This window comes from Pseudoalteromonas sp. 2CM37A (assembly GCF_023161885.1).
GTDB lineage: Bacteria > Pseudomonadota > Gammaproteobacteria > Enterobacterales > Alteromonadaceae > Pseudoalteromonas > Pseudoalteromonas atlantica.
Genome location: NZ_JALNTJ010000005.1, coordinates 213623 through 235094 on the forward strand (window position 1 = coordinate 213623; position 21472 = coordinate 235094).

17 protein-coding genes are annotated in these 21472 nt (G+C 42.5%); 12 read left to right on the forward strand and 5 right to left on the reverse strand.

What is annotated here, in order from left to right; genetic code table 11:
- Nucleotides 1-8: 8 nt before the first annotated feature.
- The 9 genes from MTF68_RS13395 to MTF68_RS13435 all read left to right on the forward strand — a co-directional run bounded on the left by MTF68_RS13395 (nucleotide 9) and on the right by MTF68_RS13435 (nucleotide 9341).
- Nucleotides 9-875 carry a phosphatidate cytidylyltransferase gene (locus MTF68_RS13395; RefSeq protein ID WP_004586923.1) on the forward strand — a complete coding sequence of 289 codons (867 nt, stop codon included), beginning with the start codon at nucleotides 9-11 and terminating at the stop codon, nucleotides 873-875.
- Entirely contained in the window at nucleotides 872-2077 is a 1206-nt protein-coding gene (ispC, locus tag MTF68_RS13400) for a 1-deoxy-D-xylulose-5-phosphate reductoisomerase (RefSeq protein WP_029773686.1), read from the forward strand. The genes MTF68_RS13395 and ispC overlap by 4 nt, the downstream gene beginning before the upstream one ends.
- A gap of 1 nt (nucleotide 2078) precedes the next feature.
- Complete coding sequence (gene rseP, locus MTF68_RS13405; RefSeq protein ID WP_248450650.1) at nucleotides 2079-3431, forward strand: sigma E protease regulator RseP; 1353 nt, start codon at nucleotides 2079-2081, stop codon at nucleotides 3429-3431.
- Between the two features lie 102 nt (nucleotides 3432-3533).
- A complete protein-coding gene (gene bamA / locus MTF68_RS13410; protein WP_054983479.1) occupies nucleotides 3534-6005 on the forward strand; it encodes an outer membrane protein assembly factor BamA in 2472 nt (823 codons plus the stop codon).
- Nucleotides 6006-6016: 11 nt separating this feature from the next.
- Nucleotides 6017-6535 carry an OmpH family outer membrane protein gene (locus MTF68_RS13415; protein WP_004586927.1) on the forward strand — a complete coding sequence of 173 codons (519 nt, stop codon included), beginning with the start codon at nucleotides 6017-6019 and terminating at the stop codon, nucleotides 6533-6535.
- 7 nt (nucleotides 6536-6542) lie between these two features.
- Complete coding sequence (gene lpxD / locus MTF68_RS13420) at nucleotides 6543-7565, forward strand: UDP-3-O-(3-hydroxymyristoyl)glucosamine N-acyltransferase (protein ID WP_248462760.1); 1023 nt, start codon at nucleotides 6543-6545, stop codon at nucleotides 7563-7565.
- A 26-nt stretch (nucleotides 7566-7591) separates the two neighbouring features.
- On the forward strand, nucleotides 7592-8044 hold the full coding sequence (gene fabZ / locus MTF68_RS13425; protein ID WP_055253107.1) for a 3-hydroxyacyl-ACP dehydratase FabZ: 453 nt from the start codon (nucleotides 7592-7594) through the stop codon (nucleotides 8042-8044).
- Between the two features lie 2 nt (nucleotides 8045-8046).
- Entirely contained in the window at nucleotides 8047-8817 is a 771-nt protein-coding gene (gene lpxA, locus MTF68_RS13430; RefSeq protein ID WP_029773689.1) for an acyl-ACP--UDP-N-acetylglucosamine O-acyltransferase, read from the forward strand.
- Nucleotides 8818-8954: 137 nt separating this feature from the next.
- Complete coding sequence (locus tag MTF68_RS13435; protein WP_024033818.1) at nucleotides 8955-9341, forward strand: septal ring lytic transglycosylase RlpA family protein; 387 nt, start codon at nucleotides 8955-8957, stop codon at nucleotides 9339-9341.
- 196 nt (nucleotides 9342-9537) lie between these two features.
- On the opposite strand, the gene cydC is transcribed toward MTF68_RS13435, so the two are convergent.
- From cydC to MTF68_RS13460, 5 genes are read right to left on the reverse strand one after another with little or no spacing between them, the layout of a single operon-like run.
- Entirely contained in the window at nucleotides 9538-11280 is a 1743-nt protein-coding gene (cydC, locus tag MTF68_RS13440) for a thiol reductant ABC exporter subunit CydC (protein WP_096739320.1), read from the reverse strand.
- Nucleotides 11273-13045: a thiol reductant ABC exporter subunit CydD gene (gene cydD / locus MTF68_RS13445; protein WP_096739321.1), complete on the reverse strand. Its 1773-nt coding sequence runs from the start codon at nucleotides 13043-13045 to the stop codon at nucleotides 11273-11275. Before cydD ends, cydC begins: the two co-directional genes overlap by 8 nt.
- Nucleotides 13035-13199, reverse strand: a complete 165-nt coding sequence (gene cydX / locus MTF68_RS13450) for a cytochrome bd-I oxidase subunit CydX (RefSeq protein ID WP_004586934.1) — start codon at nucleotides 13197-13199, stop codon at nucleotides 13035-13037. The genes cydD and cydX overlap by 11 nt, the downstream gene beginning before the upstream one ends.
- A 12-nt stretch (nucleotides 13200-13211) precedes the next feature.
- Nucleotides 13212-14351 carry a cytochrome d ubiquinol oxidase subunit II gene (gene cydB / locus MTF68_RS13455; protein WP_096739322.1) on the reverse strand — a complete coding sequence of 380 codons (1140 nt, stop codon included), beginning with the start codon at nucleotides 14349-14351 and terminating at the stop codon, nucleotides 13212-13214.
- Nucleotides 14348-15931, reverse strand: a complete 1584-nt coding sequence (locus MTF68_RS13460; protein ID WP_096739323.1) for a cytochrome ubiquinol oxidase subunit I — start codon at nucleotides 15929-15931, stop codon at nucleotides 14348-14350. Before MTF68_RS13460 ends, cydB begins: the two co-directional genes overlap by 4 nt.
- A gap of 291 nt (nucleotides 15932-16222) precedes the next feature.
- Here MTF68_RS13460 and lpxB point away from each other — a divergent pair, with 291 nt between their 5' ends.
- The 3 genes from lpxB to dnaE are packed head-to-tail and all read left to right on the forward strand — an operon-like array spanning nucleotide 16223 to nucleotide 21467.
- A complete protein-coding gene (lpxB, locus tag MTF68_RS13465) occupies nucleotides 16223-17380 on the forward strand; it encodes a lipid-A-disaccharide synthase (RefSeq protein WP_054983468.1) in 1158 nt (385 codons plus the stop codon).
- On the forward strand, nucleotides 17370-17972 hold the full coding sequence (gene rnhB, locus MTF68_RS13470) for a ribonuclease HII (RefSeq protein ID WP_096041417.1): 603 nt from the start codon (nucleotides 17370-17372) through the stop codon (nucleotides 17970-17972). The genes lpxB and rnhB overlap by 11 nt, the downstream gene beginning before the upstream one ends.
- 3 nt (nucleotides 17973-17975) lie before the next feature.
- Nucleotides 17976-21467, forward strand: a complete 3492-nt coding sequence (gene dnaE / locus MTF68_RS13475; protein ID WP_096739324.1) for a DNA polymerase III subunit alpha — start codon at nucleotides 17976-17978, stop codon at nucleotides 21465-21467.
- The last annotated feature ends 5 nt before the right edge of the window (nucleotides 21468-21472 follow it).

A 21472-nucleotide genomic window follows, 5' to 3' on the forward strand; every position in this document is an offset into this window, starting at 1 on the left:
TCACTATTTTGTTAAAACAACGAATTTTAACCTCGGTTGTATTAGCGCCGTTAGCGCTAGCCTTGGTTTTTTATACTCCACTAACATTGTTTAGTTATTTTGCCGGTATTATTGTTTTACTTGGCGCGTGGGAGTGGTCTGCTTTTATGGGCCTATGCACAAAATTAAAACGTGGTGCGTTTGTGGTGTTAATTGGCGCGTTATTGGCGCTGCTAAATTTACATTGGCCGATTGAATCACTATGGCAAAACGGCCAGCTGGTCGGGGATGCAAATTACTTATTTACGCTCTCGTTTGCTTGGTGGATTGTGGCCAGTTATTTAATTTGGCGCTACCCAGCCATGGCCAAAGCATGGAACGAAGGCTTGGTAATGCGCGGCATTGCCGGGCTGCTTACTTTAATTCCACTTTGGCTTGCACTCAATACCTTACGTAGCGCGCAATACGCTGAATCTACGCACTTTGGCTCGGTACTGATTTTAGTGGTACTTGGTATTGTATGGAGTGCAGATGTAGGGGCTTATTTTACAGGTAAAAGTTTTGGTAAGCACAAGCTCATGCCAAAGGTGAGCCCAAATAAAACCATCGAAGGCCTAGCAGGCGGTGTGGTTGCATCAATTATATTTGTTTTAGCTTTTTGTCATTTTACCGGTGTGGATTTTGCTGTATGGCCTATTTATGCCGTAATGACCGCCTTTATAGCTTTATTTTCGGCTGTCGGTGATTTACTTGAAAGCATGTTTAAACGTGAAGCCGGCCTAAAAGACAGTGGTCGCTGTTTACCCGGCCACGGCGGTATTTTAGATAGAATTGACAGCTTAACCGCAGCAGCCCCAATGTTTGTAATGTGCTATGCATGGACCTTGAGTTTATGAGCCAACAGCAACAACTTGTTATTTTAGGCGCTACAGGTTCAATTGGGTTAAGTACATTGGATGTTATAGCGCGAAATAAAGCGCTATTTAACGTGTTTGCCCTCACTGCAGGCCACAATGCAAAAAAAATGGCTGAGCTATGTATTGAGCACGAACCGTTATATGCGGTTATGGCCACACAAAGCGCTGCAGAGCAATTATCATCGTATTTAAATAATACGCCATGCCAAACCTTAGTAATGCATTCACAGCAGGCTATGAGCGATTTATGTGCGCATCCCGATGTCGATACCGTCATGTCAGCTATTGTTGGCGCTGCCGGTTTACTGCCTACACTAAGCGCCGTTGAAGCAGGTAAAAAAGTACTGCTTGCCAATAAAGAATCGTTGGTTATGTCAGGGCAGTTGTTTATTGATAAAGTAAAACAGCATAAAGCCACGTTGTTGCCTATTGATAGCGAGCATAACGCTATTTTTCAGTGCTTACCTCATTCACTTCAAAACGCAAACGCTGATCAAAATTTACAAGAGCATGGCGTAAGTAAAATATTGCTTACCGGCTCTGGTGGGCCATTTTTAACGCGCGATATAAATACCTTAAAAGAGGTTACGGTTAGTGAAGCCGTCGCTCACCCTAATTGGTCTATGGGGCAAAAAATATCGGTAGATTCAGCCACCATGATGAACAAAGGGCTTGAATTTATCGAAGCTAAATGGCTGTTTAATTGTGACACCAGCGATATTGATGTGGTGATCCACCCGCAAAGTATTATTCATTCTATGGTGCAATACCACGATGGCTCCATTTTAGCGCAAATGGGTAACCCCGATATGCGCACGCCTATTGCACATGCACTCGCTTACCCAGATCGAATTAACGCCGGTGTAAAACCACTCAACTTTTCGGATATTTGTGATTTTTCGTTCACAAAGCCTGATTTTGCGCGTTATCCAAATTTACAACTCGCTATTGATGCGTGCAGCGCAGGGCAAGGCGCAACCACAACGGTAAATGCAGCAAACGAAATAGCGGTTGCGGCATTTTTAAAAGGCCAAATTGGCTTTACTGACATTTATAAAATTAATGCACAAACGCTTGATGCGGCCACATTCACTAACGTACAAAGCCTAGATGAAATATTAGCGTGTGACCAACAAGCCCGCCAACGTGCAGCGGACCTAATAACAAAAGTGACTCATTAATATGTTAGATTTTTTTTGGAATCTTGGCTCGTTTATTTTAGCGCTCGGCATTTTAGTTGCTATTCATGAATATGGGCACTTTTGGGTGGCCCGTAAAATGGGTGTTAAAGTGCTGCGCTTTTCGATTGGTTTTGGTAAACCGCTTTTAAAGTGGCACGATAAATACAATACAGAATACGTAATTGCCGCTATTCCGCTGGGTGGCTACGTTAAAATGCTTGATGAACGCGTGGATGAAGTGCCAGAAAATGAGCGCCATTTGTCATTTAACGCTAAATCGGTTCAGGCCCGTATAGCCATAGTGGCAGCCGGCCCGCTAGCTAATTTTTTATTTGCTATTGTGGCGTTGGCGGCTATGTACATGGTGGGCGTGCAATCGGTAAAACCTGTAGTGGGTAGCATTACCGAAGGTAGCAGAGCAGAGCAGGCGGGCATTATGCCCTCTGAACAAATTATTAAAATTGGTGATGATACGATTGCCACCTGGCAAGATGCAACTTTTGCACTTATGTCGAGCTTAGGTGAGCAAAGCGTGCCCGTAGTAGTGCGTAACGAAAACTACCAAGAGCAAACAAAAATGCTTAACGTAGAGGGTTGGAAGCTCGATCAGCAAGACGTGCCGCCACTGAGTTCGTTGGGTATTGTACCGTTTAGACCGCAAGCCACATTAACCATTGCGGCTATTACTAAAAATTCAGCAGCCGAACTGGCTAATTTGCAGATTAACGATACGATTATCGCTGTAAATGGTGAAACAATAAGCGATTGGCAGCAATTAGTTAATCTTATTACGCAATCGGCTAACAAATCTTTACAATTTAGTGTAAAAAGACAAGATAGTATAAATAGCGTAACAGTAACGCCTAAATCGCGCATTAATGAGCACGGTATTGAACAAGGGTTTTTAGGTGTTGCGCCGGTTGTTCAACCTTGGCCTGAGGGCTATGTTGAAACCCGAAGCTTTGGTCCGCTTGATAGTATTGCTCGTGGTACCCAAGAGACCTGGCGCCTTATAACGCTTAGCTTTGACATGATTGGTAATTTAATTACAGGTCAGGTTTCGGTTAAAAATTTAAGTGGCCCTGTGGGCATTGCAGTTGGTGCAGGAACTAGCGTAAGCTACGGGCTAGTCTCCTTTTTAAGCTTTTTAGCGCTAATAAGCGTTAACTTGGGTGTATTTAATTTATTACCTCTGCCAGTGCTTGATGGTGGACACTTAATGTATTACATAATTGAACTTTTCCGTAAAAAGCCGGTCTCTGAAAAGACACAAGAATTTGGTTTTAAAGTGGGCGCCTTGCTGCTCATATTTTTAACATGTTTCGCTTTGTTCAATGATGTATCGCGTTTGTAGTTACAGCGTGACAATTACTAATTAGAACACGATTGTAAGCATCACTAATTATTAGTTTTGATGTTAAGCGGTAATACAGTTGTAAAGGATAAAGATAATAAAATGGCTATAAAAAAACATTTGGCAGTTTCAAGTTTATTGGGTGCAAGTTTTGCAGCCCTGGGCCAAAACTCCTTTATTGTTGAAGATTTAAAAATTGAAGGTTTGCAACGTGTAGCACTTGGTGCAGCACTAACGCATGTTCCTATCAATGTGGGCGATAACGTTGATGACTATACGATTTCAAAAACAATAAAGTCACTTTATCGTTCAGGTCACTTTGACAACATCAAAGCGTTACGCGATGGTAATAACGTTATTTTTAAAGTGACTGAGCGTCCTACTATTAGCTTTATTGAGTTTGAAGGCAATAAAGATATAAAAGACGAGCAGCTTAACGAATCACTCGATCAGCAAGATATTCGCCAAGGTGAACCGCTTGATAAAACCGTTATCGATAATATCGAAAAAGGGTTGGTTGAGTTTTTCCACAGTATTGGTAAATACAATGCCACCGTTGATATTAGCGTAACTAAGCTGCCACGTAACCGTGTAAAGCTTAAGCTAGAATTTGACGAAGGCGAAGCCGCCTCTATTCGTCAAATCAACTTAGTGGGTAACGAATTATTCTCTAACGAAGAGCTTTTAAAGCTTGCTGAATCGCAACAAGATTTACCGTGGTGGCAGTTTATGGGTAGCGACCGTTACCAAAAACAAACCATTGAAGGCGATTTAGAAAAAATTCGCAGCTTTTACTTAGACCGCGGTTACTTACGTTTTAATATTGACTCTACGCAAGTATCAGTAAGTCCTGAGCGCGAATCTGTGTATGTAACTGCTAACTTAACAGAAGGTGTTAAGTACACAGTTAAAGGTTTTGACTTTATCGGTGATTTACTTGGCCGAGAAGAGCTAATCAAAAGCGTTATCCCACTTCGCGCCGGCGAGCTTTACAATGGCTCAGTGGTGACCTCATCTGAAGAATTTATCAAAAGCTACTTAGCGCGCTTTGGTTATGCCAATGCCGAAGTACGCACAATTCCAGAAATTGATGATGAAAAACAAGAAGTGCAACTTACGCTGTCGGTAAATCCGGGCAAGCGTGTGTACGTACGTCGTATCATCGTTGGTGGTAACCAAAATACAGCTGATGAAGTACTTCGCCGCGAAATGACACAACTTGAAGGTGCATGGTTATCTAATCAAAACCTTGAGCGCTCAAAGCTGCAAATTCAACGTTTACCGTACATGGAAACTGTTGATTTTAACGTAGTACCAGTACCAGGTGTAGATGACCAAGTAGACGTAGATTTTACAGTAAAAGAGCAATCGGCCGGTAGCTTTAACGCGGGCTTAGCGTATGGATCATACGCAGGGCTTCAGTTTAATATTGGTGTGACCGAATCTAACTTTTTAGGTACGGGTAATCAAATTGGCTTAAACTTAAATACCTCTACTGGTTCTGAAAGCATTAGCTTGTCGTACACCGACCCTTACTTTACGCCAGATGGTGTATCGCAAGGCAGCAGTATTTTTTACAACAACTACGATGCCAGTAAGTTTAGCTTAGTAGATTATAAATCAACAAGTTACGGCATTGGCACTAATATTGGTTTCCCAATTGATGCGGTAAACCGTGTTAACTTTGGCGTACGTTGGATTCAAGAAGAACTTTCAGAAATTGCCGAGTACGAACAAACACGTGTACTACGCGAAACCTTCTTAGATGAAGAAAACCCAGATGCTGGCTTTGACTTTACTAAATATGAGCTAAGTGTTGGTTGGTCGCGTATCACAGTTAACCGTGGTTTATTCCCAACAGCGGGTTCGCGCCAAACATTAAATTTAACAGCCACAACGCCTAACTCTGATCTTCAGTATTTTAAACTGAACTACGATTCGCGTTTTTACTGGCCAATATCGAATGACCACCGTTGGGTGTTCTCAACACGTGCAGCGCTAGGTTACGGTAATGGTTATGGCTCAACAAACGGTTATGAGCAAACACTGCCATTCCAAGAGTACTTCCGTATAACAGAAATGGAACTACGTGGCTTTGACCGTAATACAATATTACCGCGTGCGGTATCACGTGTTCCTTTATCAATCCCTGGTACGCCAGGTGCTGATGGTACTACAACAGGTAGCATTGGTGGCTCTGATGAGTTTGATATTTTAGTACCACAAGGGCGTATTGGTGGTAATGCAAAAGCGGTTGCAGGTATGGAGCTAATTGTACCTACGCCGTTCTTAGATGAAGAAAACACCAGCTCTGTACGTACCAGTTTCTTTGTAGATGCTGCCAACGTATGGGATACTGAATTTAACGTTGACCGTTTCCAAAACTTAGCGCCAGATGAGCGTGCTAAGTTAGATGATTACTCTGATCCAATGCGCTTTAGGGTATCAACCGGTTTATCTTTACAATGGATCTCTCCAATGGGTCCAATGCTGATTAGTTTTGCGTATCCATTGCAAAAAGAAGAAGATGACGATACAAAGACCATCAGCTTTAATATTAGTAACACTTTCTAAAGGAGTTTTTTGTGAAAAAATTATTTAAATCAACAGCAGTAGCCGTGTTAGCAACATTGATGATGGGCACCTCTGCAAGTGCATTTGCCCACAAAGTAGGCATTGTTGATATGCAAGAGATCTACAAGCAAATTCCTCAAATGGCTAAAATTGAGCAGTCTTTACAAACTGAGTTTGCTGAGCGTCGTCAAGAGCTTGAAAAACTACAAGGCGACATTCGCTTTGAAGCAGAAAAATTTAAGCGTGAAAGCACTACAATGAGCCAAGCTCAAAAAGATGCACTACGTGATAAAATCCAAGGCATGCAACAAAACCTTGCTGAAAAAGGTCGTCCTTTAGAGCAAGAAATCAAAGCACGTCAAAACCAAGAGCTTGCTAAAGTTCAGGGTTTAATTATTAAAACAATTGAAGAAATTGCTAAAGATGGCGACTTCGATGAAGTTAAAGTTAAAGACACTACTATTTACTTTAACCCTAAAGAAGTAACTGATCTTTCAAGCAAAGTTGTATCAGCAGTTAGTAAGAAATAATCACTCTATGCAAAATTATACGCTTTCGCACATTGCGGAACTTCTAGGCGCCGAACTTCAAGGTGATGGCGCTTTAGAAATTACAAAAATAGCTACACTTGCAAATGCCCGTTCTGGGCATATTGCATTTTTAGCGAACTCAAAATATCGTACGCAGCTTGAAACCACACAAGCCAGCGCTGTTATTCTTAGCAAAGCCGATGCACCGTATTTTAGTGGCGCAAAAATCATTGTTGGAAATCCGTATGTGAGCTACGCAAAGCTTGCACAATTTATGGATACAACCCCGCAAGCGGCGCAGCAAGGTATACACGCTAGTGCGACTATTCACCCAAGTGCAACGGTAAGTTCAAGTGCTGCTATTGGCGCAAATGTAGTTATAGAAGCCGGTGCTGTAATTGGTGATAACGCACAAATTGGTCCGAACAGTTTCATCGGTGAACGTGTTAAAATAGGTTCTGGCACAAAGCTTTGGCCGAGTGTGACTATTTATCACGATGTTGAAATTGGCGCTGATTGTTTATTTCAAGCAAACAGTGTGGTTGGCAGTGATGGATTTGGCTATGCAAACGAGCGCGGACAGTGGGTTAAAATTCCTCAGCTAGGCTCTGTGATTATCGGCGACAAGGTTGAAGTGGGCGCAAGCACAACAATTGACCGTGGCGCACTCGATAACACGATTATTCATAGTAATGTGATCATCGATAACCAATGTCAAATAGCACACAACGTTGAAGTTAACTCGGGTACTGCAATTGCAGGCTGTACTGTACTAGCAGGTAGTGTAACCATTGGTAAAAACTGCCAAATAGGTGGCATGACCGCAATTAATGGTCACATGTCAGTATGTGATGGTGTTATAATTACCGGCATGAGTATGGTGACTAAATCGATCACCGAGCCGGGTATTTACTCATCTGGTATGCCCCATACAACTAATAAAGAATGGCGTAAATCAATTGCCCACTTGCGTAATCTTTCAGACATGAAATCACGTCTTAAAGCGCTTGAAGCATTGGCTAAGTCATAACGTTGAACACTAATAAGGATGCTATTTTGGCAAACGAATTAAATAGCCTTGATATTCAAGAAATTTTAAGTTTATTACCACACCGCTACCCGATGCTTTTAATTGATCGTGTAATTGACTTTACGCCTGGTGAGTCACTGCATGCGATTAAAAATGTATCGGTTAACGAGCCTATTTTTACTGGCCACTTTCCAAATCAGCCAATTTTCCCTGGTGTGCTAATATTAGAAGCCATGGCGCAAGCCACCGGTTTATTAGGATTTAAAACAGTAGAAAACCGTAGCGATAACGAGCTTTACTTATTTGCTGCAGTCGATAACGCACGTTTTAAACAGCCAGTTATACCGGGCGATACACTGCATTTGCATGTAGAGTTTTTAAAAGAGCGTCGCAATATATGGAAATTTGCCGCTGAAGCAAGAGTCGACGGCAAGGTTGTATGTAGTGCCGAAATTATGTGTGCGAGAAGAGAGTTTTAATAGTGATCCATTCTACAGCAATAATCGAACCTGGCGCTAAACTAGGCAACAATGTCTCAGTTGGTCCATATAGCTATATTGGCAATGATGTTGTGATCGGTGATGACTGTATTATTGAGTCTCACGTTGTTATTAAAGGGCCATCTACTATTGGTTCTGGCAATCATATTTTTCAATTTGCGTCAGTAGGCGAAGCCTGCCAAGACAAAAAATATAACAACGAACCAACCACTCTTATTATGGGCGATAACAACGTTATACGTGAGTGTGCAACCATTCACCGTGGTACTATTCAAGACCAAGGTGTGACTAAAATTGGTAGCAATAACTTATTTATGGCGTATACCCACGTTGCTCACGATGCCGTAATTGGTAATAACGTTATATTTGCTAATAACGCAAGCGTTGCAGGCCACGTGCATGTAGGCGATTGGGTTATTTTAGGTGGTAACTCAGGTGTGCATCAATTTTGTAAAATTGGTGATCACGCATTTATTGGCATGTACTCAGGCGTTAATAAAGACGTACCGCCGTTTGTAACCACCATTGGTATGCCAGCAGGCCCTGCTGCGACCAATAAAGAAGGTATGAAGCGTCGTGGCTTTGAAAGCGACGAAATTATGGCTGTACGCCGTGCTTATAAAGCGTTTTATCGTAAGAGCTTAAGTGTAGACGAAGCGATTGCCTCACTTAGTGAAGATGCCGCTAAGTATCCTGCAGTACAAACCATGATTGATTTTGTGAAAAGCTCTGAGCGCGGTATCGTAAGATAAGCGCTTTATGCTTTTAAAAAAACCACCTAAGAGTAATCGACGGTGGTTTTTTATTGCCTATAAAATATTTTAATTCAGTACACACTCAGCCACGTAAGGTTAACCTTTGCGCGAATTTTTATAATTAAAGCGCATCTATGTCTTTTACTAAGTTAATTTTTACCCTCAGTTTTTTATCAATTTTAGCTGCGTGTAGCAGCCAACCTATAGTTACCTCTGCTAATGGCGAGCGTACTCAGTTAGGTAAAGCCTCTTATTACGCTAATAAATACCATGGTCGCACAACAGCAAACGGCGAAACATTTAGCCAAAATGCATCCACTGCTGCGCATTTAGAATTACCCTTTGGTACAAAAGTGAAGGTTACAAACTTGGCAAATAACAAATCGGTGATCGTGAGAATAAACGATAGAGGCCCGTACGTTAGAGGGCGGGTTATTGATTTATCGTTAGGTATGTTTAAAAAAATTGCCGACCCTAAAGTCGGCGTTATAGATGTATCAATCAGCGTTTTAAATGATTAACTTGATCTCTGGATAATATATCTATCTCAAGCAGCTATTTTTAGCGCTAACTGCGTTGAATTTTCTTGCAATAGGCTAGCTATCGACGCGTAAATTCGCCTTGTTTCCACTTAAAATTTCTAGCTAGAGAAAAGCAGGATTAAGTTTCATTAATATTCAGTTGGGTAGTAAATCTCTTAACCAGAGTTCAAGTTATTTAAAACCGAGTCGTTAAGGCAACATAATCGGTATATGTTTCGCTAAGCTCTTTATGAGTGCCTTGCGCTACAAGGCTGCCATTTTCTAGCCAAATAATGTTATCCATTTGCGCTAAAAGAGCAGGGTCGTGGGTAATGGTAAGTACGCTTGCGTTACTCATTACCTGCATAATAGCGCTCATTACCGTTTGCTTAGATTGGTTATCAAGCCCTTCAGTAGGCTCATCAAGGACTAAAATGGCTGGGTTTTGTAATAAAGCTTGCGCAATGGCTATGCGCCTTGATTGGCCCTGAGAAACACTTCTCCCCCCTGTGCCTAAACGAGTTTTTAAACCATCTTGTAGCTCATTAAGCCAAGGTTTTAGCTGTGCAAGGTTAATGGCTTCAAGCATTTCTTCTTTTGTGGCGCTTGGCTTTGCATAGCGTAAGTTTTCACTTAATGTGCCATCAAAAATATGATGCTGCTGCGCGAGTATATTAATAACGCTTGCGCGGGTGTTGCTGCTTAGTGCGTGGAGTTCTTCTGCGTTATTTTCATCGCTTAGCCTAATACTGCCTTGCTGCACTGGCCATAAACCGGTAAGTAAATTAACCAAGGTGCTTTTACCACTGCCGCTTCTGCCTACAATCGCTACTTTTTGCTGTGCTTTAAGGGTAAAGCTGATATTAGTTAAAGCACTGTGCTCCTGGTATTTATAGCCAATGTTATTAAGCGCCAAAGTTGTATTGTTTTTATCAAACTGCATCTCAATTAACTCAGCGCTATTAGCTTCTTGCGCTGTGACTTTATCTTCCAGTGTAAATAGTCGCTCAGCGGCTTTGAGTACAGTGGGCAGCTCTATAAATGCATTGGGCAACAGCAATACAGTTTCAAAGCTTGCTAATACAAATAGGCTTAACATAGCAAGCTCAACATTGACCATAGCGCCGCTGTAAACCAAAGGCACAATAGTGACTATGGCGCCAAGCATAGCTAGCTGCACAACCAGCAAACTTAAACCGTCGCTATTTGCGAGTGCTTTATGGCGACTATAAAGTTGTTGGTTATATTGCTCGTTTAGTTCATTACATTTTGAAATTTGCCCAGCACGTGCCTGATAAATACTCAGCTCTCTAAGGCCGGTTAGGGTGTCAGAAAGCTCTGCTCTAAGTTGTGCACTGAGCTGTGTTTCTTTATGGCTATTTTTATTTAATTTAGCACTTAACAGCGCAGGTAAAACAATACCAATTAGTAAAATGCCCATAAAACAAATAAGCGCAACGTTGGCGTTATAAGCCGTCATAAACACCATAATTATGGGCACACTCAACATCGCTACCAGCATTGGCAGTAATATGTTTAAGTAAAACTTATCAAGCGCATCCACATCATTTTGTAAGCGGTTAACTAAATCGGCGCTGCGGCTCATTGCTAAATCTACATTGTTTAGCTTACTTAGCGTGGCAAACATATTAACACGTATTTCACTAAGCAATAAAAACGTCGCGTTATGTGTTACTAAGCGCTCACCATAGCGTGATGCAGTTCGTACAATCGCTAAAAATCGAATGGTTCCTGCAGGTGTAAAGTAATTCATTTGTACGCCTGCGATACCTGCTGCCGCCATTGAGGCTAAAAACCACCCCGATATAGCTAATAAGCCCACGTTTGCAAGTAACGTTAACGTCGCTAAAAAAGTACCCAGTAGCATGGCTTTATAATGGGGGCGGCAAAGCTTTAATAGCCTAATAAAATTAGTCATTGTTTGCTCCTTGCGCTTGTAAATTAAGGAGTGATTTAAATGCGCCTTGTTGCTGCTCAAGTTGGCTGTAAGTCCCTTGCTGTGCTATTTCGCCATTTTGCATAACAAGGATATTGCTTGCGTTTTTCACCGTATTTAGGCGGTGGGCAATGACCAACACTAAGTGGTTTTTAGCGTAATTATTTATAGCCTGCTGAATAAGCTGCTCGGTTTGGCTATCAAGGTGGGCTGTCGGTTCGTCAAGCACTAAAATAGGCGCTTGTTTTAAAAACGCCCGTGCAAGGGCTATACGCTGCTTTTGACCGCCAGAGAGCCCTTCACCTTGCTCACCTATCAGGGTGTCGAACCCATTCTCTAACGTCTTTATAAAATCTAAGGCGCCCGCTTGGTGTGCCGCTTGCTCAAGCTCTAGTTGCGTAGCGGCTGGCTTGGCTATTTTTATGTTATCGCTAATGCTTTGATAAAAAAGCGTTGGGGTTTGTGGGATCCACGCAATTGCGTTTTGTAATGTACTCATGCTTGTAGCATCAAGTGGTTTATTATTAATGCTTATTTGTTCAATCACCTGCGGATGAAATCCTAATAAACAATCAAATAAAGTACTTTTACCTGAGCCACTAGCACCTACTACTGCCACTAACCCTTTAGCGGGTAGCGTAAGGTTTATATTTTTTATGCCTTCGTTACTGCTTGGGTAGGTAAAGTTTAAGTTGTTTATGTTTATTGAGCTTATATGCTCCTCAAACTTTGTTTCATGTTGCAGTGATTGCTCAGGAAGTGGGGCATTCAAAATAGTGACCATATCGGCCGCTGCGCTTATACCTTGCAAACGGGCATGGTAGTGGCTGCCTAATTGGCGCAGGGGTAAGTAAAATTCTGGGGCAAGTAGTAAAACAACAAAGCCGGTTGCAAAATCAAGCGTGCCAAAAAACAGTCTAAAACCAATGATTACCGCTACCAGTGCCACACTAATTGTGGCTAAAAATTCCAGCGCAAATGATGATAAAAAGGCAATTTTTAAAACACCGAGCGTAGCATGCCTAAAGTCATCAGAAATTTTGGCTATTTGTTTAAGCTCTTTTTGCGTTGCGTTAAACAATTTAAGTTGTGTTAAACCTTGTACGCGGTCAAAAAAGTAATTACCTAGTACGGCCAGTTGCTGCCATCTTTTTTGATTTAACGCCTCGGCCTTTGAGCCCACCAAAATCATAAAAAACGGAATAAGCGGGGCGGTTAATAAAAATATTAAGCCTGCTTTATAGTCGGTTGGAAAAATAACCACCAATATTGCCAGCGGAATAAGCGCGCTATAAGCAACGCCTGGCAAGTATTTAGCGTAGTAGTCGTGCAGTGCTTCAACGCCATCGTGCACGGTGTTAAGCGTGGCTCCTTGGCCGTGTTGTTCAATATAACTTGGGCCAAGTTGCGTTAATTTGGTTAATAAGGTTTGGCGCATAGCCGACTTTATTTTAAGTGCCGCATAAGCACTGAGCCTTTCACTGATAGCTAAAAACAGGGCTCTGAGTAAAATAATACCCGCAAGTGGCCAAAGTAAATGGGTTACTTGGTTAAGGCTTGCGCCTTCAAACATCACATTATGAATAGTTTGTGCCAGTAAATAGGCGCCTGCAATCATTAAAATAGCGTTAAATGTGCCCAGTGCAATACTTAACTTTAACCATGCACCCGCAGGCTTACTTTGCCGTTTTAAAAAAGCGCGCAGAGATTGCTGCTGCGCGCGATTTGGTCGGGGATTAGTCGTCATCTTTTGTGTTGTTAGCTTCGTTTAGTAAATCGTGCATCGGTTGTTCATCATCAGCTATGCTGTTTTTATTTTGATGAAACTCGTACCACATTACATTTATAACACCTAAGGTACAGGCTAAAAGTACACCTAAAATCCAAGCGAAATACCACATAATTTAGTCTCCTTAGTAGCTACCGTGCGTGTTGTTTTCAATTTCGTCTACCGTTACTCTGCGCCACATTTTTACGTAACACCAGGTGGTGTAGGCCAAAATTAACGGAATAAATATAACAACAGCAACAAACATAATATTAAGCGTTCTGTGGCTCGACACCGCATCCCAAATAGTTAAGCTAATATCTGGGTTATTAACAGATGGCATAATAAATGGGAACAGCGACACACCCGCCGTCATAATAACGCCAATTAACATAATGCTGGTTGAAATAAGCCCAAGTGCTGGCTTGTTTAGTTTAGAGAACAGTAAAGCACTGAGTGCCATAACAAAGCCTAAAATAGGGAAGGTCATTGTCCATGGGCGCTCGCTGTAATTATTAAGCCACGCACCTTGCGCTGTGCTTACAACTTTTGCCAACGGATCTGCATGGCTTTGCGTATCAGGCATAGAAACAATTTGGTAGCCATTTATGTTTGCCACCCAAAAACCCGCAGCCGCAAACAGTACAATAAATACCACTAATGCGTAGCGGCCATATTGCGCTGAGCGCGCTGCAACGGCATCTGCTGTGCGCAGTTGTAGCCACATGCCTGCATGGGCAATTAACATAGTGATACTAATTAAACCTGCCAGTAGGCCAAATGGGTTGAGTAAGCCAAAAAACGAGCCTTGGTAACTTACACGCAGTAAGTTATCAATATTAAACGGTACACCTAAAAATAAGTTACCAAATGCCACACCAAATACTAAAGCCGGAATGGCGCTGCCTGCAAACAAGCCCCAATCCCAGTTATTACGCCAGCGTTTAGAGTCTATTTTTGAGCGGTAATCAAAACCTAAAGGTCTAAAAAATAACGCAAACAAGACCAGCATCATAGCAAAGTAAAAGCCCGAAAATGCAGCGGCATACACCATAGGCCACGCTGCAAATAAAGCGCCGCCTGCGGTAATAAACCATACTTGGTTACCGTCCCAGTGGGCGCCAATGGTGTTGATTACCGTGCGGCGCTCTGAGTCTGTTTTACCAACTAGGCGAAGCAGCATCGCTACGCCCATATCCATGCCATCGGTAATTGCAAAGCCTATTAGCAGTACGCCAATGAGCAACCACCACAGCATTTTTAATGTTTCATAATCAAAAATCATAATTGCTCTCCTGCGTCTTTATCTGCTTTGTTTGGCAACTCAAAGTGATACTTACCTGTATGTAACGAGCTTGGGCCTTGTTTAATAAAGCGCACCATTAACCAACCTTCTACAATGGCAAGGCCAGTGTAAAAAATAATAAACCCAGTTAAGCTAATTAAAATATCGTTTACCGTCAGTGACGAGGTGGCTAAAAAGGTCGGTAATATTTCTGATATAGCCCAAGGCTGGCGACCATATTCAGCAACGATCCAACCAAATTCTATTGCAATCCATGGTAGTGGAATACTTAATACTGCAGCCCAAAGTAGCCAACGTTTTTGCTCGATGATACGGTGTGCGTTGTAATAAAATGCCAATACAAACACGGCCAGCATAGCTACACCACAGGCCACCATTATCCTAAATGACCAAAACATAGGCCCCACTTTAGGGAACGAGTCTTTAACTGCCATTTGAATGTGCTCCTCTGTGGCATCTACCACATTGGGGGTATAGCGCTTAAGCAGCAAGCCATAACCTAAATCGGCTTTAAGAGAATCAAATTTAGCTATGTTTTCTTCGCTGTCATCGCCATTTCTTAGCTTTTGGAGGTATTCGTACGCTATCATGCCGTTACGAATGCGTACCTCGTGTTTTTTCTCTAAATCAGAAATACCAACAACTTGCTCATCTAAAGAGCGGGTAGCAATAATACCCAGTGCGTAAGGTATTTTTACTGCTGCATGCGTTACCTGCTCATCTGAGTCAGGAAAACCAAGCGCGGTAAACGCAGCGGGTGCTTCTTCGGTATGCCACTCAGCTTCTATGGTGGCAAGTTTTACTTTTTGAACTTCGCCTACTTCGTAGCCTGATTCGTCACCTAATAAAATGACACACAATATGGATGCTAAACCAAAGCCCGATGCCACCGAGAACGAGCGCTTAGCAAAGGCTAAATCACGGCCTTTTAATATGTACCAGCTACTAATGCCCAGTACAAACATAGAAGCGGCTACGTAACCTGCCGATACCGTATGAATAAACTTAACCTGCGCCACAGGGTTAAATACAAGCTCTGCAAAGCTGGTCATTTCCATACGCATAGTTTGATAGTTAAATTCTGCCCCTACCGGATTTTGCATCCAACCATTAGCAATCAAAATCCACAGCGCCGACATATTAGTACCTAGCGCCATTAAAAATGTAGCGCCCAAATGTTGGCGCTTAGTTAACCTATCCCAGCCTAAAAAGAACATACCCACAAAGGTCGACTCTAAAAAGAACGCCATTAAGCCTTCAATAGCGAGCGGGGCACCAAATACATCGCCTACGTAATGCGAGTAATAAGACCAGTTAGTACCAAACTCAAACTCCATGGTCAGGCCCGTTGCCACCCCAATAGCAAAGTTAATACCAAATAACTTTCCCCAAAATTTAGCCATATCACGATAAATTTCGCGACCGGTCATAACATAAACCGATTCCATAATAACTAAAATCCAGGTCATACCTATGGTTAAAGGTACGAATAAGAAATGGAAGAGTGCGGTAACAGCAAACTGTAATCGCGATAGATCCACAAAGGTTTCATCTATCATTTTTGGCTCCTTGAGGGTGACGGGTTAACAAGGCAATTAATAATTGGCAAAGTTAAAATTAATGAACTTTCAGTAATTACTGAAAGTTTGGAATATTATTTACGTTTGCACAATTTTTGTCAATAAACATATTAGAAAAAGTTAATATATATTCACCATGCTACATCAGTATGAAATACAAACAATCGTTTGGTACTAAATTAGTTACAAATAATCGTTAATTTAAAGCGTTTAACCAAACATTAAAACACGGTAAACTAACCGCTATGAACGCCTGATAAATAAAGTCGAATGAATAAAGAGAAAAAACAACTACGTATTGGTATTGTGGCAGGTGAGCTGTCGGGCGATATTTTAGGCGAAGGCTTAATTAAAGCACTTAAAACGCACTTTCCAGATGCCATATTTGAAGGCATTGCAGGGCCAAAAATGCAGGCGCAAGGCTGTAAAACGCTTTACGACATGGACGAGCTCTCGGTAATGGGGCTGGTTGAAGTATTAGGGCGTTTGCCGCGTTTACTTAAAATACGTAAGCAGCTGGTGCAGCACTTTAAAGATAACCCACCCGATGTATTTATTGGTATTGATGCGCCCGATTTTAATCTACGCGTAGAAAAGCCTTTAAAAGATGCCGGTATTAAAACCATTCAATACGTAAGCCCGTCGGTTTGGGCGTGGCGCGAAAAACGCATTCATACCATTAGTGCTGCCACAAATTTAGTGCTTGCTTTGCTGCCATTTGAAAAAGAATTTTACGATAAGCACCAAGTACCGTGTACATTTGTAGGACACACCTTAGCTGACGATATAGCGCTTGAGCACGACGATAGCCAAGCTCGCCAAGAACTTGGCCTAAATACCGACGACAAAGTACTGGCTTTACTGCCAGGTAGCCGTGGCTCAGAAGTAGGCTTACTCAGCGAAACCTATATAAATACAGCTGCGCAGTTACAAGCGCAAAACCCAGACCTTAAAATAGTGGTACCGCTGGTTAACGAAAAACGCAAAGCGCAATTTAGTGAAATTTTAAATGCCACTGCACCAAATTTAAATGTAAACCTACTCGATGGTCAGTCAAAACTAGCCATGCAAGCAGCCGATGCCATTTTACTGGCATCAGGCACTGCAACGCTTGAAGGCATGCTGTATAAAAAGCCTATGGTGGTGGGTTATAAAATTAAGCCAATGAGCTATTGGATTTTTAAAACATTGTTTACCTTTAACATTAAATATTTTTCACTGCCAAACTTATTAGCCGATGAAGAACTCGTGCCGGAGTTTTTACAAAGTGAATGTAACGTAGCCAATTTAACAGGTGCACTTACGCCTATGCTAAATACCGATAATAAAGAACTAAAAGCACGCTTTTTAGCCATCCACGAAAAAATTAGATTAAATGCCAGCAAACAAGCAGCTAATGCTGTGGCGGAGTTAATAAATGCAAATTGAACGACCCAACGTAACCTTAATTGCCGGTGTAGATGAAGTAGGGCGTGGCCCGCTTGTCGGCGATGTTGTTACCGCTGCGGTGATACTTGACCCAGCGAATCCTATTGCAGGTTTAGCTGACTCTAAAAAGCTAACCGACAAAAAGCGCCAAGCACTGGCTATAGAAATAAAACAAAAAGCGCTGTGTTATGCCATTGGTCGTTGTAGCCCAACAGAAATTGACGAGTTAAACATTTTGCATGCAACTATGCTTGCAATGACACGTGCAGTTGAGGGGTTAAGTACGCAACCAGAGTTTGTATTTGTAGATGGTAACCGCTTACCTAAATTAGCTATGCCGGCTCAAGCAGTTGTTAAAGGCGATAGTTTAGTGGCTGAAATTTCAGCAGCCTCTATTTTAGCCAAAGTAGCGCGTGATGACGAAATGCTTGAGCTTGATACTCGCTACCCGCAATACGGGTTTGCAGGGCACAAAGGGTACCCAACTAAAGCACATTTTGCAGCGCTTGAGCAATACGGCGCTATTGAAGAGCACCGTAAAAGCTTTAAGCCGGTACAACGTGTGCTAATGCAAGCAAAGGGCGAGGCATAAATAATGGCCGCTCCAGATTTTGTACATTTACGGGTTCACTCAGACTTTTCGATGGTCGATGGCTTAGCTAAAACCAAGCCTATTGTTGCGAAAGCGCAAGAGCTTGAAATGCCAGCGCTGGCAATTACCGATCAAATGAACTTTTGTGGTTTAGTGCGTTTTTATGGCGCAACCCACAGTGCCGGTATTAAACCCATAGTGGGAGCCGATTTTTGGTTGCGCAGCCCAGAGTTTCCAGATGAGCCAAGCCGTATCACGTTGCTAGCTAAAAACAACGACGGTTATAAAAATATTACCTTATTAATATCTGAAGCTTACCAACGCGGGCATATATTTCATCGCCCGGTGATTGACCGAGAATGGCTAGTTAAACACAAAGAAGGGCTTATTATTCTCTCAGGCGCAAAAGACGGTGACTTAGGTAAAGCCTTATTAAAAAATAACCCAGGCGTTATTGAATCTGTAGTGAGCTTTTATAAGCAGCATTTTAGCGATCATTACTATTTAGAGCTTATTCGCACCGACCGCCCGCTTGAAGAAGACTACCTGCATATGGCGGTAGAGCTTGCAGCAAAAGAGCAGCTGCCCGTTGTTGCCACAAACGAAGTGGTTTTTTTAAAGCCCGAAAACTTTGAAGCGCACGAAATTCGTGTGGCTATTTTTGACGGTTACACCCTTGATGACAAACGCCGCCCTAAACGATTCTCACAAGAGCAATACCTAAAAACGCCTGAGCAAATGGCAGAGCTATTTAGCGATATCCCTGAAGCGCTGCAAAATACGGTAGAAATAGCCAAACGCTGTAACGTAACGGTGCAATTAGGCACTTACTTTTTGCCTGATTACCCAACCGGCTCGTTAAAAATTGAAGACTTTTTAGTTAAGGTTTCAGAAGATGGCCTTGAAGAGCGCCTGCAGTTTTTATTCCCTGATGAACAAGAGCGACAAGAAAAACGAGGCGAATACGACGAGCGGTTAAAAGTAGAGCTTGGTGTAATTAACCAAATGGGTTTCCCAGGCTACTTCTTAATCGTAATGGAGTTTATTCAGTGGAGTAAAGATAACAATATTCCAGTGGGGCCGGGGCGTGGATCGGGTGCGGGTTCATTAGTGGCATATGCCCTAAAAATTACCGACCTTGATCCGCTTGAATTTGATTTACTCTTTGAGCGATTCTTAAACCCTGAACGTGTATCAATGCCCGATTTCGATGTCGATTTTTGTATGGACAGGCGTGATGAGGTAATTGACCATGTATCGGCATTGTATGGGCGGGACGCGGTATCACAAATTATTACCTTTGGTACCATGGCTGCAAAAGCGGTAATACGCGATGTAGGGCGTGTACTTGGCCACCCTTATGGTTTTGTTGATCGAATTTCTAAGCTGATCCCAGGGGATCCCGGCATGACGCTTGCCAAAGCGTTTGAGGTAGAGCCGCGTTTACAAGAAGCCTACGATGGCGACTCAGAGGTAAAAGATTTAATCGATATGTGTCGCATCCTAGAAGGGTGTACACGTAATGCCGGTAAACACGCCGGTGGTGTTGTAATATCGCCGACGACCATTACCGACTTTGCTGCACTTTATTGCGATGATGAAGGTAAGTTTCCGGTAACACAGTTTGATAAAAATGACGTAGAAACCGCAGGCCTAGTTAAGTTCGATTTCTTGGGCTTACGTACCTTGACCATTTTGCAGTGGGCTGTGGATATGACCAACGAGCGCATGAAGCGCGAAGGCAAAGCGCCCGTTGATATAAACACCATTCCACTGGATGATAAAAAAAGTATAGAGCTATTACTGCGCGCCGAAACAACCGCGGTATTCCAGCTAGAATCGCGCGGCATGAAAGACCTAGTACGCCGATTAAAGCCCGATTGCTTTGAAGATATGATTGCATTGGTAGCCTTGTTCCGCCCAGGCCCACTGCAATCAGGCATGGTAGATAACTTCATCGACCGTAAGCTTGGCCGAGAAGAAATTTCATACCCAGATGCCCAATACCAACACGAAAGCTTAAAGCCCATTCTTGAGCCTACTTACGGCATTATTTTGTACCAAGAACAAGTAATGCAAATTGCCCAGGTACTAGCAGGCTATACGCTTGGTGGCGCCGACATGCTACGTCGTGCAATGGGTAAGAAAAAACCCGAAGAAATGGCCAAACAGCGTTCAACCTTTGAAGAAGGCGCACGCAATAATGGTATAGACGGCGAACTGGCGATTAAAATTTTCGACCTGGTAGAAAAATTCGCAGGTTATGGTTTTAATAAATCTCACTCGGCAGCGTATGCACTGGTTTCGTACCAAACGCTGTGGATGAAAACGCACCATCCGGCAGAGTTTATGGCTGCGGTAATGTCGGCCGATATGGATAACACCGACAAAATAGTAATCTTGGTGGATGAATGTGAAAACATGAAGCTCACCTTATTACCGCCTGATGTAAATGCCGGAGAATTTAAATTTACGGTAAACCTGCAAGGTGAAATTGTTTACGGTATTGGTGCTATTAAAGGTGTAGGTGAAGCGCCGGTAGAGGCTATTTTAGAAGCGCGCGCAAAAGGCGGCCCATTTAAAGATTTATTTGATTTTTGTGCCCGTGTAGATTTAAAACGCTTAAATAAACGTGTGACCGAAAAATTAATTTACGCCGGTGCACTTGATAAGCTTGGGCCAGAGAAAACCCAAGCAGGGCGTGCAACATTACTGGCAAGTTTAAAAGATGCCATGCGCGCTGCCGATCAGCACAACAAAGCTGAGCAACTTGGGCAAAGCGATTTATTTGGCTTACTGGCCACTGAGCCTGATGAAGTTGAGCAAGCCTTTATTAAAGCCACGCCGCTTACCGATAACCAATGGCTTGATGGCGAAAAAGACACGCTAGGCCTTTATTTAACAGGGCATCCGATAAATCAGTATCGCCGTGAACTTAGACATTACACAAGCGGCAAGCTGGTGGATTTACAGCCAACAAATCGTGATGTACTCTCTACGGCGGCGGGTTTAGTTATTTCAGCGCGGACCTTAATTAATAAAAAAGGAAATCGTTGGGGCTTAATAACTTTAGATGACAAGAGCGCCCGTATTGATGTACGCTTGTTTCCTGAACAGTTCGAAATGTACCAAGAAATGCTTCAAGTAAACAATATCTTGGTAATATCTGGACAGGTCAGCTTTGATAACTTCTCCGGTGGCATTACAATGACCGCCAGAGAAATAAACACCATTGCTCAAGCGCGTGAAAAACGCATTAAAGCGATTAAAATGACGCTGAACATGGTGCAAATCGAGGCAGGTTTCTTCGATAAATTACAAAAAGTACTCGAACCTTATAAAATGGGAACGTGTCCGATCAAGGTTTATTACCAGCGCCCCGATGCGTTGGCTCAATTAACCCTAGGGATCGAATGGTGTGTTACGCCGAGCGACGACTTAATTCATAAGTTATCACTCATGGCGGCACAAGATGTAGAACTAGAATTTAACTGATTAGG

Coding starts and splice junctions, on each gene's coding strand:
- ispC (WP_029773686.1), top strand. CDS start 872: ATGAGCCAACAGCAACAACTTGTTATTTTAGGCGCTACAGGTTCAATT.
- rseP (WP_248450650.1), top strand. CDS start 2,079: ATGTTAGATTTTTTTTGGAATCTTGGCTCGTTTATTTTAGCGCTCGGC.
- bamA (WP_054983479.1), top strand. CDS start 3,534: ATGGCTATAAAAAAACATTTGGCAGTTTCAAGTTTATTGGGTGCAAGT.
- lpxD (WP_248462760.1), top strand. CDS start 6,543: ATGCAAAATTATACGCTTTCGCACATTGCGGAACTTCTAGGCGCCGAA.
- MTF68_RS13435 (WP_024033818.1), top strand. CDS start 8,955: ATGTCTTTTACTAAGTTAATTTTTACCCTCAGTTTTTTATCAATTTTA.
- cydC (WP_096739320.1), bottom strand. CDS start 11,280: ATGACTAATTTTATTAGGCTATTAAAGCTTTGCCGCCCCCATTATAAA.
- cydD (WP_096739321.1), bottom strand. CDS start 13,045: ATGACGACTAATCCCCGACCAAATCGCGCGCAGCAGCAATCTCTGCGC.
- cydX (WP_004586934.1), bottom strand. CDS start 13,199: ATGTGGTATTTCGCTTGGATTTTAGGTGTACTTTTAGCCTGTACCTTA.
- cydB (WP_096739322.1), bottom strand. CDS start 14,351: ATGATTTTTGATTATGAAACATTAAAAATGCTGTGGTGGTTGCTCATT.
- MTF68_RS13460 (WP_096739323.1), bottom strand. CDS start 15,931: ATGATAGATGAAACCTTTGTGGATCTATCGCGATTACAGTTTGCTGTT.
- lpxB (WP_054983468.1), top strand. CDS start 16,223: ATGAATAAAGAGAAAAAACAACTACGTATTGGTATTGTGGCAGGTGAG.
- rnhB (WP_096041417.1), top strand. CDS start 17,370: ATGCAAATTGAACGACCCAACGTAACCTTAATTGCCGGTGTAGATGAA.
- dnaE (WP_096739324.1), top strand. CDS start 17,976: ATGGCCGCTCCAGATTTTGTACATTTACGGGTTCACTCAGACTTTTCG.